This window comes from Streptomyces sp. NA02950 (assembly GCF_013364155.1).
In the GTDB taxonomy this organism is placed as follows: domain Bacteria; phylum Actinomycetota; class Actinomycetes; order Streptomycetales; family Streptomycetaceae; genus Streptomyces.
The window spans coordinates 1335433-1354683 of sequence record NZ_CP054916.1 but is presented as its reverse complement, the minus strand read 5'-3'; the positions used below and the strand labels follow the sequence as shown (position 1 = coordinate 1354683).

Sequence of the window (19251 nt, the reverse complement as noted above, 5' to 3'; positions counted from 1 at the left end):
TAGCGTGCGTTCCGTGAGCGACGTGTACGAACTGACCCTGGCCATGGATCTGTGTGACGACCTGTCCGAGGAGGAGATCGCCGAGCTCCGATGGCATCTGGGCCTCGGTCCCCAGCCGGAGCGGCTGAGCATCCTGAGCTCGTTCCCGGTCGTGGTGGCGGACGAGTCCGGTGAGCCACAGGTGGAGGACCAACCGGAGGCGCTGCTGAGCCAGCACGGCGCGGCGTGGCGGGTGGGCGGTGTGGTCTCCTCCGAGCTGATCAGGCGGAAAGGACGGGGAGGACGGCGGGGCTGGGCCATGACATCCCGTCAGGAGCTGCATCCGGATCTCTTCGGCCCCGTCGGAGTGCTGCTGACCTGGCTGGCCGGAAAGGCCGACCCGATGCACGCCGACGAGGACGGCGCCGTCCACGTCGGATGTCTGCGTTTTCTGGAGGACCTCGACCCCCGGCCGCTCGTGGTCAGGAACGGAACGGTCGGCTGGCCGGAGTGACGGACGCCGGACGGTGGCCGACGGGGCGGCCGGTGCACCGCGCACCGGCCGCCCGTCACCTCGGGCGTCCCTCAGGAAGCCGCCTGGTCCATGCGCTCGCGGAGGCTGCGGGGCCGCATATCGGTCCACACCTCGTCGACATGGGCCGAGCACTCCTCCTTCGTGCCCTCCTTGCCGACGGGGTGCCATCCGTCGGGCACGTCGAGGTCGGCGGGCCACAGCGAGTACTGGTCCTCGTCGTTGCGCAGCACCTGGTAGCGGGCGTTGTCGTCCATGGTGGTGTTCTCCCGTCGTAGGCGGTGATGATGGGGTGATCGGATCTCAGAAGCTCGGTGTCAGCTGTCCGCGGGCGGCTCCTCCTCCGGACGGTCCCGTGGCAGCCCGCGCAGGGTCGGGCCCGCGGTGGCCAGAACGGCCGCCACGGTGATTCCCGCCGAGCACACCAGGATCGCCCCGTCGCCAGGCAGCACCTCGGTGAGCAGACCGCCCAGCGCGGGCCCCGCCGCCCCGGCCGCACCGCACGCGAGCACCAGCACACTGGTGAGCCGCCCGCGCAGGCCATCGGGGGTGCGCAGCAACTGGTCCGTCATGATGGCGGTGTTCGCCGTCGGCGGGAACAGTGCCATCAGCGCGAACAGGACCCCGGTGAGATAGCCGTCGTGCACCAGCACGGCGACCGGGGTGAGCAGGGCCAGCGCCCAGAACACCGCCACGATGGCGCGGTAGGGGCCGAGCCGGCGGTGCCATGTGGGTGCCACCAGCGCCCCGGCCAGCCCGCCCGCCCCCAGCATGGCCGCCATGACCCCGACCTCCCCGGAGGGCACCCCCCGGGTCCCGGCGAGCACCACCACAACGATGTAGAAGGCGCTGAAGAACAGGTTCAGCACGATGGCGCACAGCACGGTGACCCGGATCGGGCGCTCCCGCCACACCCATCGCAGCCCCGTCAGCACCTCCCGGCCCGGACGCGGTGCCGGGCCCGCGGGGCGCTCCCGCCGCGGCAGCCGCAGGAAGAGCAGGGCGGTGAACGACACCGCGTGGGTGACGGCGTCCGCGAGGAACGGCACAAAGCGTCCCGCGGCGAACAGGAAACCGCCGGTGGCGGTGCCCGAGAGCTGCCCCATCGAGGCGCGAGCCGTGTTCATCGCGACGGCCGTGGGGAGTTGGGACCCGGTCACCAGCGCGGGCAGGGACGCGCTCTCGGCCGGTTCGAAGAGGGCCGCGCTCGCGCCGAACACCGCGGCGACGGCCACCATGTGGGCCACGGTGGCCGTGCCGGTCCACACCGCCACCGCCAGGCTGACGGCGGACACCGTCTGCGCCGCCTCGCACACCAGCATGATCGCTTTGCGGTCGTAGCGGTCCGCCAGCACACCGGCGGGCAGCCCGGCCACCATCTGGGCGGCGGCGATGGTGCCCATGACGAGCCCGGAGGCGGCGCCGGAGCCCGTCAACGCCAGGACCAGCAGCGGGAACGCGATCATCGTCGCGTGGAACCCGAACTCCGACAGTGCCTGACTTCCCCACAACAGCCGGTAGTCGCGGTTCCTGGACAGCGGCACCGCCGGACCGGCCCGCTCCCTCGCTGTGACGTCCGGCGCCACGCCTCTCCGCTCCCCGGTCATCCGTCGCCCCGGCAGTCCCGGGCGATACGCCGCAGCGCGTCCGCGAAGTCCGCGGCCACCGCCTCCACCGTCGACCGTTCGTGCACATCGGGGTGGTAGTACCAGGTGAAGCCCAGCCGCCCGTCCTGTACCGCGCCGACCACCTCCAGCAGATGGGAACCGCCCTGGCGGGGGTCGTGGTCCTGGCCGAACGACCCGTGCTCGGCATGCAACAGACCGCCCTGGGCCTGCGAGGAGCGGGCGTCCCACTGGCCGAGGTAGTTGAACACGATCTGCGGCCCCGGGCCGGTGCCGGTCAGCCGCTCCCGTACCTCAGGCGCCCCGAACGTCCGCAGTGCCCCGAAGCCGAAGCCATTGCCGGGCACGCTCCGCAACTGCCGCCGCACCGACTTCACCAGCGCCCGCCAGTCGGTCGCCGCGAGGTCACCCCGCTCCGGCCCGCCGGGCACCTCGAAGGAGACCGGGTACATCGTGGTGAACCAGCCCACGGTACGGGAGAGGTCGGCGCCCTCGACCACGTCCTCCCGGCCGTGGCCCTCGAGTTCGACGCAGACCCGGCTCCGCTCCGTCCAGCGCGCCAGCGCCAGCGCCAGGGCAGCCAGCAGCACATCGTTGATCCGGGTGCGGTACGCGGTGGGGGCCGAGCGCAGCAGCGCCTCCGTGTCCGTCTCGTCGACCTCCACCGGCAGCGTGTCCGTCTCCGCGCCCGGGGCGGCGGTGGTGCGGTCGACCGGAAGCGGGCGGGCGTCCAGCGCCGCGGCCCAGTGGTCGGCCTCGTGGTCCAGGCCGCCGTCGGCGACATGGGCGGCCAGCCCGGTGGCCCAGTCGCGGAACGACGTGGTCTTCGCGCCGAGGTCGACCGGTTCGCCCCGGAGGCTCTGCTGATAGGCGGTGTCCAGGTCGTCCAGCACGATCCGCCAGGACACCCCGTCGATGACCAGGTGATGGGCGGTCAGGAAGAGGAACGGACGCCGGGTGTCCCCGCGCCGGAACAGCGCCGCCTTCAGCAGCGGTCCCCGGTCCAGCACAAAGCTCGCGTGCAGGGCGTCGGCCGCCCGCTCCATCGCCGTGTCCGCCTCGCGCGCCGGCAGGCCGGACAGATCGTGCCGGGTCAGCACGGTGGCGGCGGGGTCGGGCCCGGGGTTGTCCTGCCGCCACTCCGCCCCGTCCCGGGTGAACCGCATCCGCAGCGCGTCATGGTGGACGAGCAGGGCCGCGAGGGCCTTCTCCAGCGCCGTGTCGTCCGGCTCCTGGTGCAACTCCAGCAGGGCGGACTGGTTGAAGTGGTGCGGATTGACGGTGTGGGTGGCGAAGAACCAGCGCTGGATCGGGGTGAGCGGCAGGGAACCGGTGACCGGTTCCGCACGGGCCTGGTCCCGCTCGGCCGTCACCACCTCCGCCAGCCCGGCCACCGTCTGGTGGGTGAACAGATCCTTGGTGGACATGTGCAGTCCGGACTGCCGGGCCCGCGAGACCACCTGGATGGAGAGGATGGAGTCCCCGCCGAGGTCGAAGAAGTTGTCGTGGGCGCCGACCCGTACCAGCCCCAGGACATCCGCCCAGATCGCCGCGATCCGGCTCTCCAGCGGGGTGCGCGGTGTGACATGGCCGGTGCCGGAGGCGGCCGGTACCGGATCGGGGTCGGGCAGTGCGCGCCGGTCCACCTTGCCGTTCGGGGTGAGCGGCAGGGCGTCCAGGGTGGCGTACGCCGAGGGCACCATGTGGTCCGGGAGGATCCGGCCCAGGAAGTCACGCAGCGACGCGGCGGTGGGGGAGGCGTCCGGCGCCGGGACCACATAGCCGACCAGCCGCTTCAGCCCGGACGGGGGTTCGGTCGCGGCCGCGGTGTCCCGGACGGCGACCACCGCGTCGCCTACCTCGGGGCTGCGCCGCAACGCCGCCTCCACCTCCCCGGGTTCGATACGGAACCCGCGCACCTTGACCTGGTCGTCGGCGCGGCCGAGGAACCGCAGCGTCCCGTCGCCGTCCCAGCGCACCACATCGCCGGTGCTGTACATCCGCCCGCCCGCGGGGCCGAACGGATCGGCCACGAACCGCGCTGCGGTCAGCCCCGGGCGGCCCAGATAGCCGCGTGCCAGACCCGGGCCGGCCACATACAGCTCCCCGGCCACACCGACCGGCACCGGACGCAGCGTTTCGTCCAGCACATAGGCGCGGGTGCCGGGGACCGGGCGGCCGATCGGCGGCACTCCGGAACCGGCGGTCAACGGCCGTGACCAGGTGCTCACCACCGTCACCTCGGTCGGCCCATAGGAGTTGATCATCCGACGGCCGGGAGCCCAGCGGTCCACCAGAGCGGCGGTGCACGCGTCACCACCGACGATCAGCGTGCGCAGTTCCGGCAGTTCCGTTTCAGGGATGGTGGCCAGGGCCGCCGGGGGGATCAGCGCATGGGTGATCCGCTGCCGCCGCAGGACATCGGCCAGCCGCTCACCGAGCAGCGGGCCCTCGTCCGCGACCACCAGGGTGGCTCCGCCGGTCAGCGCGGTGCACAGCTCCAGTACGGAGGCGTCGAAGCTGGGCGAGGCGAACTGGAGCACCCGGTCCCCGGCGTGGACGTCGTAGTGCGCGGCGCAGGCGGCCGAGAAACCGGCGAGCCCCGCGTGGCTGACCACCACGGCCTTGGGCACCCCGGTGGACCCGGAGGTGTAGATGACATACGCCGGGTGGTCCGGCACCAGGCCCGGTACCTCCGGCGGTGCCTCCGGGCCCTCGTCGGCCCATACGGACGCCGGGTCGTCGAGCACCACCGCGGGCGCGGCGTCCTTGAGCATGAACGCCACCCGCTCCTCGGGATAGGCCGGGTCGACGGGCAGGAACGCCCCGCCCGCCTTCACCACGGCCAGCTGGGCCACCACCATCTCCACCGACCGCGGAAGGACGAGCGCCACCAGCCGCTCCGGGCCCACGCCCCGTCCGGCCAGCCGGTGGGCCAGCCGGTTCGCCGCCGTGTCCAGCGCGGCGAAGGTGAGTTCACCCGCCGGGTGGCGGACGGCGACGGTGTCCGGCGCAGCCGCCACCCGCCGTGCGAACAGCTCGGGCAGGGTGGCGGGCGCCACCGGCCGCCCGGTGTCGTTCCACTCCACCAGGGTGCGCCGCAGCTCCTCCGGGGTGGCCAGCGGCAGGGCGCCCACCGGCCGCTCCGGGTCCTCGGCGATACCGGTGAGCAGGGCCTTCAGGGCGCCTCCCATCCGCTCGGCGGTCGCGGCGTCGAACAGGTCGGTGTTGTAGCCGATCAGCGCGCGCAGCGTGCCGTCCCCGGCCTCGGCGAACTCCAGGGTGAGGTCGAAGCTGGCGGTGTGGACGTCGAGTTCGACGTCCTCCAGCACCAGGCCGGGCAGTTCCATCTCCCGGCCGGGGATGTTCTGGAGCACGACCATCGCCTGGAACAGCGGTGTGCGGCTGGTGTCCCGGGCCGGCTGCACCTCGTCCACCACGCGCTCGAACGGCACGCTCTGGTGGGCGAAGGCGTCCAGGACGGTGCCGCGCACCTTGGCCAGGAAGTCGGTGAAGCCACACCGGCAATCCACCGTGGACCGCAGCACCAGGGTGTTGACGAAGAACCCGATCAGCTGCTCCACCTCGGTGCGGTCCCGGCCCGAGGTCACCGTGCCAACGGCGATGTCCCGCTGCCCCGACAGCCGGGCCAGCAGGACCTGGGACGCCGCCACCAGGGTCATGAACAGTGTGGTGCCCCGGGTCCGGCCGTGGTCCTTCAGCCGTCCGCCCACCTCCGCGGGCAGGGCGAACTCCACGGTGGCGCCGTTACGGGTCCGCACCGCCGGACGGGGTCGGTCGGTGGGCAGCTCCAGCGGTGGCACCCCGGTCAACTGGTGCTTCCAGTAGGTGAGTTGCTCCTCCGCGTACGGACCGGACAGCTCGGTGCGCTGCCAGGACGCGTAGTCCGCGTAACCCACCGGCAGTGGGGGCAGCGCGGGCGCCTCCCCGGTCAGCTCCGCCCGGTACAGCTCCCGCAGATCACCGATGAGCACCCCGGTGGACCACCCGTCGGTGATGATGTGATGCAGGGTCAGACCGAGGACATGGTCCCGCGCGTCCAGCCGGATCAACGCGGTGCGCAGCAGCGGCCCGCGCCGCAGATCGAACGGGCGCGCCCGCTCGTGCGCCAGCAGCTCCGCCAGTTCGGCTTCCCGCTCCCCGGCGGACAGCGCCGACAGATCGGTGGGGGTGAGCCGTACCCCGGCGGGCGGGTGCACGATCTGCACCCCGTGGCCGTCCACCGTGTCGAAGGTGGTCCGCAGCGACTCGTGCCGGGCCACCAGCGCGGTCAGCGCCCTGCCCAGCGCCTCGATGTCGAGGTCTCCGCGCATCCGCAGCGCCAGCGGGGTGATGTACTCCGCGCTGTCCGGTTCGAAGGAGTCCAGGAACCACAGCCGCTGCTGGGCGAACGACAGCGGCAGCCCGCTGTCTCGGCCGACCGGCACGATCGGGGTGGTCCGCCGTCCGGTGCGGCCCTCCGGCGCGCCGAGGGCCGCGGCGAGCGCGGCGACGGTCGGGTGGGTGAACACCATCCGGGGCGACAGCTCCCGGCCGAACGCCTCCCGCAGCCGCGAGGTGAGCCGGATGCTGAGGATCGAATCGCCGCCCAGCTCGAAGAAGTCGTCGTCGGCGCCGACCCGTTCCACGCCCAGCACCTCGGCCCAGATCCCGGCCGTCATCCGCTCGGCCTCCCCGCGCGGGGCCCGTGAGGGCGCCCGCTCCGCGGCGGGATCCGGCGCGGGCAGCGCCGTACGGTCCACCTTTCCGTTCCGGCTCAGCGGCAGCGCGGCGAGCGCCACCACGGCGGACGGCACCATGTAGTCGGGGAGCAGGTCCGCGGCGTGGGCGCGCAACCGCGCACCGTCCACCGGCGTACCGTCCGCCGCCACCACATAGGCCACCAGCCGCTTGACGCCCGGACGGTCCTCACGGGCCACCACCGCCGCGTCGGCGACCGACGGATGCGCGGCGAGCACCCGCTCCACCTCACCCGGCTCGATCCGGAAGCCCCTCACCTTCACCTGGTCGTCGGCGCGCCCGGCGAACTCCACCGTGCCGTCCGGCCGCCGCCGCGCCAGATCGCCGGTGCGGTACATCCGCTCCCCGGGCGGCCCGTACGGATCGGCCACGAACGACGCGGCCGTCGGGCCCGGTTGGCCCAGATAGCCGCGCGCCACGCCCTCACCCGCGACGAAGAGTTCCCCGACCACACCCGGGGGCACGATCCGCAGCCGCGCGTCCAGGACGTACACCCGGGTGTGGTCCAGCGGGCGGCCGATCGGCACCGTCTCCGGCACCCCGGCCGCGCCGGCCATCGCGAACGAGGTGGCGAACGTCGTGGTCTCCGTCGGCCCGTAGCCGTCCACGACGGTCAGTCCGGGGCAGGCGGCCAGCACCCGGCGCACCGAGGCCGCGGGCACCACATCGCCGCCCGTCCACACCTCGCGCAGCCCCGCGAAACAGTCCGGGGCGTCCTGGGCCAGCAGCCGGAACAGCCCGGCGGTCAGCCACACCCCCGTCACCCGGTGCTCCGCCACCAGCGCCCGCAGCACCCCGGCGTCCATCTCGCCCGGCGGGGCCACCACCACCTGACCGCCGCGCAGCAGCGGCACCCACACCTCGTAGGTGGCGGCGTCGAACGCCACCGGCGAGTGCAGCGGCACCCGTTCGTGTCCGCCGCCGTCGAAGCCGCGGTGGCGGGCGAGCGCCACCACATCGCGGTGGCGCACCCCCACCGCCTTCGGCTCCCCGGTCGACCCGGACGTGAACATCACATACGCCAGCCGGTCCGGGTGCGCCGGGTCGGACAGCGGGGTCCGCTCGGCATCGCGTGCGGCCGCCACGTCGGCGGCGGTCAGCGTCACCGCCGCGCCCACCCGCTCCAGCAGCGCCTGCCGCCGCTCGCGCGGTGCGCGGGCGTCCACCGGTACGTACACCCCGCCGGCCTTGACCACCGCCAGCTGGGCCACGACCAGTTCGGCCGACCGGTCCATCAGCAGCCCGACCCGGTCCTCGGCCCGCACCCCGGACCCGGCGAGTACCGCCGCCAGCCGGTCCGACCAGTCATCGAGCGCGCGGTAGTCGAGCACGGTGGCGCCGTCGGTGACGGCCACCGCCTCCGGGGTGCGCCCGGCCTGTTCGGCGAACAGCTCCGCGAGCGCACCCGCGGGCAGCGGCCGGTAGGTGGCGGCGTTCCACTCCGTCGTGGCCGCCCGGCGCTCCGGGCCGGTCAGCAGCTCCAGTTCGTCCAGGGTGCCCCCGGCGCCGTCGGCGATCCCGGTCAGCAGGGTCCGCAGATGGCCTGCCGCCCGTTCGGCCGTGTCCGCGTCGAACAGCGCCGGGTCGTAGGCGATGTCGAAGCCGAGCCGGTCGCCCAGGTAGGCGCGCAGACACAGCGGGAAGCTGGTGGAGTCCTCGGCCCGGACCTCGTGGATGACGATCCCGGCCCCGGCCGTGGAGGACTCGTCGAACGGATAGTTCTCAAAGACCACCATGCTGTCGAAGAGCGGCTCGCCGGACGGCAGTGCGCTCACGCCCTGGATCCGGGGGAGGGACACGAAGTCGAAGCGGCGGGAGTCGCTCTGGTGCTCCTGGAGCTCCCGCAGCCATCCCGCCACCTCACGGCCCCCCTCCACCACGGCCCTGGTCGGGACCGTGTTGATGAACATGCCCACCATCGTCTCCACACCGGGCAGTTCGGCCGGGCGGCCCGAGACGGTGGTGCCGAACACCACGTCGGACACCCCGCCGTAGCGGGACAGCAGCAGTGCCCAGGCGCCCTGCACCACCGTGTTGACGGTCAGCCCGTGGCCGCGCGCGGTCTCCCGCAGCCGCGCCGACACCTCCTCGCTCAGCTCCAGCCGGGTCAGCGCGGCCGAGTCGGCGCGGTGGGCCTGGGTGGGCGGCCGGTCGTACGGCAGCGGGGTGCGGGCGGTGAACCCCGCCAGCGCCTCCCGCCACCAGCCCTCGGCCCGTTCCTGGTCCTGGTCGCGCAGCCAGTGCAGGAAGTCCCGGAACGGACGGCGCGCGGGCGGCTGGGGGGTGCGGCCCTCGACGAGCGCCGCATAGCCCTCGCACACCTCGGCGAAGACCTGGCCGGTGCTCCAGCCGTCCAGCATCACATGGTGCGAGGTCCACACCAGGGTGATCTCGTCGTCGGAGAGCCGGGCCACCGCGATCCGGCTCAGCGGAGCCGCCGTCAGCTCCATTCCGGCCGCCCGGTCCTCGGCCAGCAGCCGCCGCAGCGCCGCCTCCCGCGCGGCCGGGGACAGCTCCCGCCAGTCGTGGTGCGCCACCGGCAGCACCGCCTCCCGGTACACCACCTGCACCGGTGCGGCCAGCCCCTGCCAGCGCACCGCGCTGCGCAGCACCGGGGTCCGGTCCACCACACCCTGCCAGGCGGCGGCGAAAGCGTCCGGATCGGTGATCCCGCCGATGCGCAGCGCCATCTGGTCGACATACGCGCCGCCGCCGGCGCCGGTGCCGTTCCCGACGAGCCCGTGGAAGACCATCCCGGCCTGCAACGGGGTCAGCGGACAGATGTCCTCGACCTCGCCGCCGTCGCCCGCGAGCAGATCCACCTGGCGCTGGTCCAGTCCGGCGAGGGGGAAGTCGGAGGGGGTGCGGCCGCCCGCCCCGGGCGCGGCGCAGTGCTCGACGATCTTCCGCAGCGCGGCCATCACACCGTCGGCCAGCGCGCGCACGGTCTTCTCGTCGTACATCCGGGCCGGATAGGTCCAGCCCAGCTCCAGCCGCCCGTCCTGGACCGCCCCGGTGATCTCCAGCAGACAGTCGCGGGTCTCCCCGGGGGCCGCGTCCCGGCCGGTCACCGGCAGCGCCTCGCGGTAGAGGCCGGACGCGGCGCCACCGCCGTCGGACACCTCCCACCGGCCGTGGTAGTTGAAGGAGACCTGCGGCGCGGGGCCGGAGCGCAGCGCGTCGGCCGCGGACCCGTCCGGGGCGAGATGGCGCAGCGCGCCGTAGCCCAGTCCGCGCTGCGGTACGGCACGCAGCTGCTCCTTGACCGACCGCAGGGTGTCGCGCCAGTCCGCGTCGGCCGCTACCGTCAGCGCGAGCGGGAACTCGGCGGTGAACCAGCCGACCGTACGCGACAGATCGACCTCGTCGAACAGGTCCTCGCGGCCGTGGCCCTCCACCCCGATGAGCACCGTGTCCCCGCCGGTCCACCGGGCCAGGGTCCGGCCGAGGGCGCTGAGCAGCACATCGTTGATCCGGGTGCGGTAGACCCCGGGTACGTCGCGCAGCAGCGCGCCGGTCCCGGCCCGGCCGAGGACGGCGGTCACCGTGGCGGCGCTCTCCTGGGTGTTGACGCCCTCGCGGTCCACCGGCAGCGTGGCGGCCGGTGTCCGCGCGGTACGCGTCCAGTACGCCAGCTCGCCGTCGAAGCCACCGGAGCGCACATGCTCCGCCAGCCGGGCCGCCCACTGGGCGCAGCCGGTGCCCACCGGGGGGAGTTCGGGTGTGCGTCCCTCGGCGGCCTGCCGGTACGCGGTCTCCAGGTCGCCCAGGAGAATGCGCCAGGACACCCCGTCCACCACCAGATGGTGGGCGGTGAGCAGCAGTTCGGGCGGCTGCCGGTGCCCGGAGGTGAACAGCAGGACGCGCACCACCACCCCCTCGGCGATGTCCAGCCCGGTCTGGGCCCGGACGGTGGCCTCCCGTACCACCTCGGCCCGCGCCTCCTCGCCGAGCCCCGCCAGGTCGTACCGTTCGAAGATCCCGGCGGGTGCCGCGGGCAGCACCTCCTGCCGCCACTGCCCGCCGGAGACGGTGAACCGGGTCCGCAGCGCCGGATGGTGGGCCACCAGGGCGCGTACCGCGCGTCGCAGCGCGGCCACATCGAGGTCCTCGGTGAGCCGGAGCCGGTGGGTCATGGTGAAGTGGTGCGCCCCGTCCGGCCGCCGTCCCTTCAGATACCCGTGCTGGATCGGGGTGAGCGGCGCCGGACCGGCCGGTGCCGGGGCGGACGCGGGCCGCGGGGCCGCCATGGAGAGGGCTCCGACGGCGAGTTCGGCGATGGTCTGGTGGCGGAAGATGTCCTTGGAGGTGAGCCGCAGCCCGGCCTGGCGGGCGCGGGAGACGATCTGGATGCTGAGGATGGAATCGCCGCCCAGCGCGAAGAAGTTGTCCTCCACGCCGACCCGGGGGGTGCCCAGCACCTCCGACCAGATCCGCGCCAGCTCCGTTTCGGCCGGGGTGCGCGGCGCGGTGTACGTCTCCGCGTCGGGCCGGGCGGGCGGCGCGGGCAGCGCCCGCCGGTCCACCTTCCCGCTGTCGGTGCGCGGAATCCGCCCGAGGGTGACGAAGGCCGCCGGGACCATGTAGTCGGGCAGGGTCCGCTTGAGCCAGGTGCGCAGTTCCACCGGATCGCGCAGCGCCCCGGGCGCCCCGGCCACCAGATAGGCCACCAGCCGCCGGTGGCCGGTGTCCTCCCGGACCACCACCACGGTGTCCTCGATCGCCGGGTGGTCGTGCAGCGCCGACTCGACCTCACCCGGTTCGATCCGGAAACCACGGATCTTGACCTGGTCGTCGGTGCGGCCCAGGAACTCCAGGGCCCCGTCCGCGGTCCAGCGCGCCCGGTCCCCGGTGCGGTACATCCGGCTGCCGGGCGGACCGTACGGATCGGCGACGAAGCGTTCCGCGGTGAGCCCGGGGCGGCCGCGGTAGCCGCGGGCGAGCTGGGCACCGGCCAGATGCAGTTCGCCCGGCACCCCGGGCGGTACCGGCCGCAGCGCGCCGTCGAGCACATAGGCGCGCAGGTTCCGGCCGGGCCGGCCGATGAGCGGCCGGTCGCCGAGGTCGGCCAGCCGCCCGTACACCGCGTCCACGGTGCACTCGGTGGGCCCGTAGAAGTTGTACGCGGCCGTGTGGGGCAGGGCGCGCAGCTCCCGCCACAGTGCCGGGTCCAGGGCCTCGCCGCCCACCATGACGATCCGCGGGTGGTGGCGGCCCGGGGCGAACAGCCCGGCGGCCATCAGCTCGTGGAGGTAGGAGGGGGTGAGGTCCAGGAAGTCCAGACCGCGCGCCCCGACCAGCTCCACCAGGGCGGCCGGGTCGAGCCGTTCGGTGTCGCCGATCAGATGCACCTCCTGCCCCAGGGCCAGCATCAGCGGGCCCTCCCAGGAGGTGTCGAAGGAGAACGCGGCGGTCAGCGCGGTACGCAGCGGGCGGCCGCCCGCGGAGGTGTGCGGCTCGACCAGCCCCGCCCGGTGGTCGTGGCAGAGGTTGACCAGCTGGCGGTGTTCCACGGCCACGCCCTTGGGGCGGCCGGTGGACCCCGAGGTGTAGTTGAGGTACGCGGTGTGCGCCGGGCGCAGCGGGGCCGGCCGGTCGCCGTCGTCCGGATCGGTGGCGGGCAGCCCGTCGAGCGGAGCGGCGGCCAGGGCCTCCGGGGTGAGGACCACGTCGGGCGCCGCGTCCTCGAGCAGGAACCGCAGCCGCTCCTCGGGCAGTTCGGGATCGAGATACAGATACGTCCCGCCCGCCTTGAGCACCGCCAGCAGCGCCACCATCAGCGCGGAGGTGCGCGGCAGCCGGACGGCGGCCACCCGCTCGGGGCCGACGCCGAGGCCGATCAGATGGCGGGCCAGCCGGTTGGCACGGGCGTTGAGCTCCGCGAAGTCGTACCGGGCGTCATCGGCCACCAGCGCGGTGGCGTGCGGGGTCCGGGCCGCCTGCTCCTCGAAGAGCCGCGGGAAGGTGGTGTCCGGCACCGCGAGCGCGGTGGTGTTCCACTCCTCCAGCACCGTGTGGCGCTCGGTGTCCGAGAGCAGCGGCAGCTCGCACACCGTACGGTCCGGGTCCCGCGCCACCGCCTCCAGCAGCAGCCGCAGCTGACGGCACATCCGCTCCACGGTCGCGGTGTCGAACAGATCGGTGCTGTACTCCACGAACGCGGTGAGCGCGTCCCCGTGTTCGACGAAGTCGATCCCGAGGTCGAAGCCCGTGGTGCGGCCCGGCATCCGGACCGCCTCCACGGTCAGACCCGGCAGTCGGGGTACCTCGCCGCCCAGGTTGTGCAGCGCCACCATCACCTGGAAGAGCGGGCCGCGGCTGGTGTCCCGCTCCGGCTGGAGCTCGTCCACGATCCGCTCGAACGGCACGTCCTGGTGGGCGAAGGCGTCCAGCACCGTGGCGCGCACCTCGGACAGCAGCTCCCGGAACGGGCGGTCGGAACGCACCCGGTTCCGCAGCACCAGCGTGTGCACGAACATGCCGACCAGGTGCTCCAGTTCGGGGCGCTCCCGTCCGGAGGTCACCGTGCCCACCGTGATGTCCTCCTGCCCCGACCAGCGGGCGAACAGCACCTGGCAGGTGGCCAAGAGAGCGGTGAACAGGGTGCCGTCGGCGCGGCGGCCGGTCTCCCGCAGCCGCGCCACCAGCTCCGCGTCGAGGGCGAACTCCAGCAATGCCCCGTTCCGGGTCTGCACCGGCGGCCGCGGTCGGTCGGTCGGCAGCTCCAGCGGGACCAGCCCGGCCAGCCGCTCCCGCCAGTGGTCCAGCTGCGCTTCCAGCGCGGCGGCGCCGCCGCGCGGATCGCGCTGCCAGGCCGCGTAGTCGGCGTAGCCGATCGGCAGCGCGGGCAGAGCGGGACTCCGCCCGGCCACGGTGGCCGTGTACAGCTCGCTCAGATCCGTGCTGATCACGGCGGTGGACCAGCCGTCCGTGACGATGTGGTGCATCGTCAGGGTGAGGATGTGCTCGGTGTCCGTCAGCCGGATCAGGGACGTCCGCAGCGGCGGACCGGTGCGCAGTTCGACGGGGGTGGCCGTCTCCCGTGCCAGCAGCCGTTCGACCTCCCGCGCGCGCTCGGCCGCGGGCAGCCCGGTGAGGTCGTGGACGGGCAGCTCCACCCGGTACGGATCCCCGATGCGCTGCACACCGCGCCCGTCCACCTCGGCGAAGGTGGTGCGCAGCGGTTCGTGCCGGGCCACCAGCCCGTCCAGCGCGGCGCACAGCGCTGCGGTGTCCAGCCGGCCGCGCAGCCGCAGCGCGAACGGGGTGAGGTACTCGGTGCCGTCGTCGTCGAAGGAGTCCAGGAACCACAGCCGCGCCTGCGCGAAGGACAGCGGCAGATCGCCGCCGCGCGGCACGGCCGGGATGGCACCCTGGGCCGCCGGTCCGGCCGGTGCGGTCAGCTCGGCGGCCAGGGCCGCCACCGTGGCATGGGTGAACAGCGCCCGGGGGGACACCTCGGCGCCGAACGCCGTCCGCAGCCGCGAGGCCACCCGGATGGCCAGGATGGAATCCCCGCCCAGCGCGAAGAAGTTGTCCTCCGCCCCGACTTCCCCGGCCCCCAGCACCTGGGCCCACACCGCGGCCACGGTCCGCTCGGCCGGGGTGCGCGGGATGATCCGCTCACCGCTGGTGGCGAAGGTGTCCGCGCCGGGGGCGGGCAGCGCCGCCCGGTCCAGCTTGCCGTTGGCGGTCAGCGGCCACGCGTCCAGCGGGACATAGGCGGCCGGGACCATATGCGCGGGCAGGGTGCGGCCCAGCGCCTCCCGCAGGGCGGCGCCGGACGGCGGCGCGGACGCCTCGGCCGCCACCGTGTACGCCACCAACCGCCGTGCTCCCGGCTGGTCCTCGCGCACCATCACCACCGCGTCGGCCACGTCCGGGCGTGCGGTCAGGGCCGCCTCGATCTCACCGGGCTCGATCCGGAAACCACGGATCTTCACCTGGTGGTCGGCCCGGCCCAGGTACTCCAGGGTGCCGTCCGCGGTCCACCGGGCGCGGTCGCCCGTGCGGTACATCCGGCTGCCCGCCGGCCCGAACGGGTCCGCGACGAAGCGGGACGCGGTCAGCCCCGGGCGGCGCAGATAGCCGCGGGCCAGCCCGGCCCCGGCCACGTACAGCTCGCCGACCGCGCCCGGCGGCACCGGTTCCAGACCACCGTCGAGCACATACACCCGCAGATCGGGGATACCGGTGCCGATCCCGCTGCCGGTGGCGCGTGCCGCGCCCTCCCGGTCCAGTGCGGTGTAGGTGACATGCACCGTGGTCTCGGTGATGCCGTACATGTTGACCAGCAGCGGCGCGGTGTCCTCGTGGCGTGCGTACCAGCCCGCCAGCCGCCGCGGATCCAGGGCCTCACCGCCGAACACCACCGTGCGCAGGGCCAGTTCGGTCCCGGGGTGCTCCTCGTCGGCGCGCATCAGCGCGGCGAACGCCGAGGGCGTCTGGCTGAGCACCGTCACCTTCTCGTCCGCCAGCAGCCGCAGGAACTCCTCCGGGGAGCGCGAGACGGCGTACGGCACCACCACGAGCCGGCCACCGTGCAGCAGCGGCCCCCAGATCTCCCAGACCGAGAAGTCGAACGCGTACGAGTGGAACATCGTCCACACGTCGTCCGCGCGGAACGAGAACCACGCGCGGGTGCTGGTGAACAGCCGCACCACATTGGTGTGCGGCACCACCACGCCCTTGGGCAGCCCGGTCGAACCCGAGGTGTAGATGGCGTAGGCGGGGCTGTCCGGCAGCGGCCCGGCCCCGGCCGGGCCGGTGGCGGGGCGGCGCGCCAGGTCGGCGGCCACCGCCGGGTCGTCCAGGCACAGCCGGGGCACCTCCCCGGCGCACCGCCGCGCCACGTCACCGGTGGTCACCACGAGCACCGGCCCGGCGTCGGCGAGCAGATGCGCGATCCGGGCGGCGGGCAGGTCCGGGTCGACCGGCAGATACGCCGCGCCCGTCTTCAGCACCGCCACGATCGCCACGACCAGGTCCAGCGAGCGGGGGAGCGCGAGCGCCACATACCGCTCCCGCCCGGCACCTCCGGCGGCCAGCCGGTGGGCCAGCCGTCCGGCCCGCGCGTCGAGTTCGGCGTACGACAGCGAGGCGTCGGCACATGTGACGGCGGTGGCGTCGGGGGTGCGGGCCACCTGCTCCGCGAACAGGTCCACCACGGTCCGTCCGGGCGACGGCCGGTACGCGGTGCCCCGTCCGGCCCACTCGCCGAGCAGCCGCTCGCGCTCCCCGCCGGTGGTCCACGGCAGCGCCCGCAGCGGACGGGCCGGATCGGCCGCCAGCTGGTTCATCAGCAGACACAGCCGGTCGGCGAGGGCGGCCGCGGTCCGCTCGTCGAACAGCCCGGGGTCGTAGCCGAGGTCGAATCCGAGCCGTTCGGACAGATGCGCCCGCAGGCTCAACGGGAAGTTGGTGGCGTCGGTGGACCGCACGTCGACGATCCGCAAGCCCACCTCGCGCGCCGAGGAGTCGTCGAAGGGGTAGTTCTCGAAGGCCACCATGCTGTCGAAGAGCGGGCTGCCCGCCGGGACCTCGCTCCAGCCGGTCAGCTGGGCCAGCGAGACCGACTCGTAGCGCCGCGAACCGGCCTGGGCCATCTGGAGTTCCCGCAGCCACTCCACGGTGTCCCGGGCGCCGTCCACCCGCACCCGGGTGGGCAGCGTGTTGATGAACATGCCCACCATCGACTCCACCCCGGCCAGTTCGGCCGGGCGGCCCGAGACGGTGGTGCCGAAGACCACGTCCTCCTCACCGCTGTAACGGGACAGCAGCAGCGCCCACGCGCCCTGCACCAGGGTGTTGACGGTGAGCCCGTGGCGCCGCGCGGTACGGCGCAGCTCGTCCGAGGCGCCCTGGGTGAGCGCCACCGACAGGGTGGCGGAGGACCGGGCCCGGTGCGATGCGAGGGGCCTGCGGTCCCAGGGCAGCGGGGTGGGCGCGGTGAACCCCGCCAGCAGCGTCCGCCAGTGCTCCCGCGCCTCCGTGCCGTCCTGGCCGTCCAGCCACTGGAGGTAGTCGCGGAACGGACGGCGGGCGGGCAGGACGGGGCGGCCGCCCCGGGCGGCCGCGGCGTACCGTTCGCACACCTCGGTGAACACCTGCGCCAGGCTCCAGCCGTCCAGGACCAGATGGTGCGAGGTCCAGATCAGCGCCAGCCGGTCGCCGGCCAGCCGGGCCAGGGTCAGCCGCATCAGCGGCGGGGTGCCCAGCTCGACACCGCGCGCCAGGTCCTCGGCCCGGACCCGCTCCAGCTCGGCCTCGCGCCGCTCCTCGGGCAGCCCGCGCCAGTCCAGCTGGGTCACGGGCACGGTCACCGTCCGGCGGACGACCTGCACCGGCCGTTCGACGTCCTGCCACACCACCGCGCCGCGCAGCACGGGGGTGCGGTCCACCGTCTCCTGCCAGGCGTCGGCGAACCCCCGCGGATCGGCCACCCCTTCCAGGATCAGCGTGGCCTGGTCGAGGTAGACGTCCTCCTCGCCGCCGACCAGCCGGTGGAACAGCATGCCCTCCTGAAGGGGCGTCAGCGGGTAGATGTCCTCGGTGTCCCGGCCGTCACCGGCCAGCCGGTCCACCCCCGCCTGGTCCAGCCGGGCGAGCGGGAAGTCCGAGGGGGTACGGCCCCCGGCGTCCGGCCGCCCGCAGTGCCACACGATCTCCCGCAGCGCGCCGAGCATGGCGTCGGCCAGCCGCCGTACCGTGGAGCCGTGGTGCACCCGGTCGGAGTAGAGCCAGGTCAGCTCCAGTTCGCCGTCGGCCACCAGCCCGGACACATCGAGCGCGTAGGTGGACGGCTCATCGGCGGCGAGGTCCCGCCCCAGGGTCTCGCCGGTGAGGGTGAACCCGTTCTCGTCCCCCGTGGAGTCCCACTGCCCGTGGTAGTTGAAGCACACCTCGGGCAGCGGCAGGTCGCGCAGCGCACGGGCGGGGGAGTCCGGAGCGCTGAGGTGGGCCAGCGCCTCGAAGCTGAGCCCCCGGTGCGGCAGGGCGCGCAACTGCTCCTTCACGGATTTCAGCACCGTGCCCCAGTCGTGCCCGGGCAGGGTGAGCGCCACCGGGTACTGGGTGGTGAACCAGCCGACGGTACGCGACAGATCGACGGTGTCGTCGATCTCCTCCCGGCCGTGGCCCTCCATCGCCACCAGCACCCGGTCGCCGCGCGTCCAGTCGCCCAGCACCCGTCCGAGCGCGCTCATCAGCACGTCGTTGACCTGGGTGCGGTACACCCCGGGCACCCGGCGCAGCAGCGCGTCGGTGGTGTCCCGGTCCAGCCGCACCCGCACGGTACGGGTGGAGCCCGCGGTCGCCCGGCCCGGGAGGTCCACCGGCAGCGGGTCGCCGCCGGTCCGCCCGACGCCCTCCCAGTACGCCAGATCGCCGTCCAGTCCGCCGTCGCGCACCCGGGCGTTCAGCCGGTGGGCCCAGCGGGTGAAGGGGGTTCCGGCCGGTTCCAGCCGCACCGGCTCCCCGGCGGCGGCCTGCCGGTAGGCGCTCTCCAGATCGCCGAGCAGGATGCGCCACGAGACGCTGTCCACGGCCAGATGGTGCGCGGTGAGGAACAGCCGCGGCCGGGCTCCCGCCCCGCGCAGCAGCAGCGCGGCCCGCAGCAACACACCCTCGGACAGGTCGAGTTCGGCGCGCGCGGCCTCCGCCGCCGCCTCCGCCGCGGCGCGCTCCGCCTCGCCGCTCAGTGCCGACAGGTCGTGACGGCGCAGGCACGGCCCGGCCAGGGCATCCTCGGCCCGCTGCCGCCACGTGCCGTCGGTGGCGGTGAACCGGGTGCGCAGGGCCGGGTGATGGGCGGCCACGGCCTCCAGGGCTGCCGTGAGCGCGCTCTCGTCCAGGTCGTGGGGCAGCTCGACCACCATCGACATGGTGAAGTGGCGCAGCGGGCCGTGGGTGGCGAAGAACCAGTGCTGGATCGGGGTCAGCGGCGCCGAAGCGGTGTCGTCCGGGTGCGCTGCGGTGGTGTCGGGCGCGGTGCGCTCGGCCACCGCGGCGGCCAGGTCGGCCACGGTCTGGTGGAGGAAGATGTCCCGCGAGGTGAGCCGCAGCCCGGCCTGACGGGCCCGGGAGACCGTCTGGATGCTGAGGATCGAATCGCCGCCGAGCTCGAAGAAGTTGTCCGTGGCGCCCACCGGCCCGGCGCCGAGCACCTCGGCCCAGATCCGTGCGAGCTCCTTCTCCACCGGGGTGCGCGGCGGCACATAGCCGTGCTCCCGCCGGTCCGCTTCGGCCTGCGGGGCGGGCAGTGCCCGCCGGTCCAGTTTGCCGCTGGTGGTCAGGGGCATCGTGTCCAGGGCGGTGAACACCCCCGGGACCATATGGCCCGGCAGGGTCCGCCCC

The 19251-nt window shown here is 74.1% G+C and carries 3 protein-coding genes and 2 pseudogenes (1 of these 5 only partly in view); 1 reads left to right on the top strand and 4 read right to left on the bottom strand.

Annotated features, from left to right (window positions below; genetic code table 11):
* Positions 1 to 13 precede the first annotated feature (13 nt).
* Positions 14 to 493 carry a hypothetical protein gene (locus HUT19_RS05440; RefSeq protein WP_176179345.1) on the top strand — a complete coding sequence of 160 codons (480 nt, stop codon included), beginning with the start codon at positions 14 to 16 and terminating at the stop codon, positions 491 to 493.
* A 71-nt stretch (positions 494 to 564) separates the two neighbouring features.
* On the opposite strand, the gene HUT19_RS05435 is transcribed toward HUT19_RS05440, so the two are convergent.
* The 4 genes and pseudogenes from HUT19_RS05435 to HUT19_RS43910 form a co-directional block, all read right to left on the bottom strand.
* On the bottom strand, positions 565 to 768 hold the full coding sequence (locus HUT19_RS05435) for an MbtH family protein (protein ID WP_176179344.1): 204 nt from the start codon (positions 766 to 768) through the stop codon (positions 565 to 567).
* Between the two features lie 60 nt (positions 769 to 828).
* A complete protein-coding gene (locus HUT19_RS05430; protein ID WP_254885452.1) occupies positions 829 to 2097 on the bottom strand; it encodes an MFS transporter in 1269 nt (422 codons plus the stop codon).
* A 17-nt stretch (positions 2098 to 2114) separates the two neighbouring features.
* A pseudogene (locus HUT19_RS42820) lies at positions 2115 to 8342 on the bottom strand (amino acid adenylation domain-containing protein); the annotation flags it as partial.
* A pseudogene (locus HUT19_RS43910) lies at positions 8343 to 19251 on the bottom strand (non-ribosomal peptide synthase/polyketide synthase) (its annotated part continues 21602 nt past the right edge of the window); the annotation flags it as partial.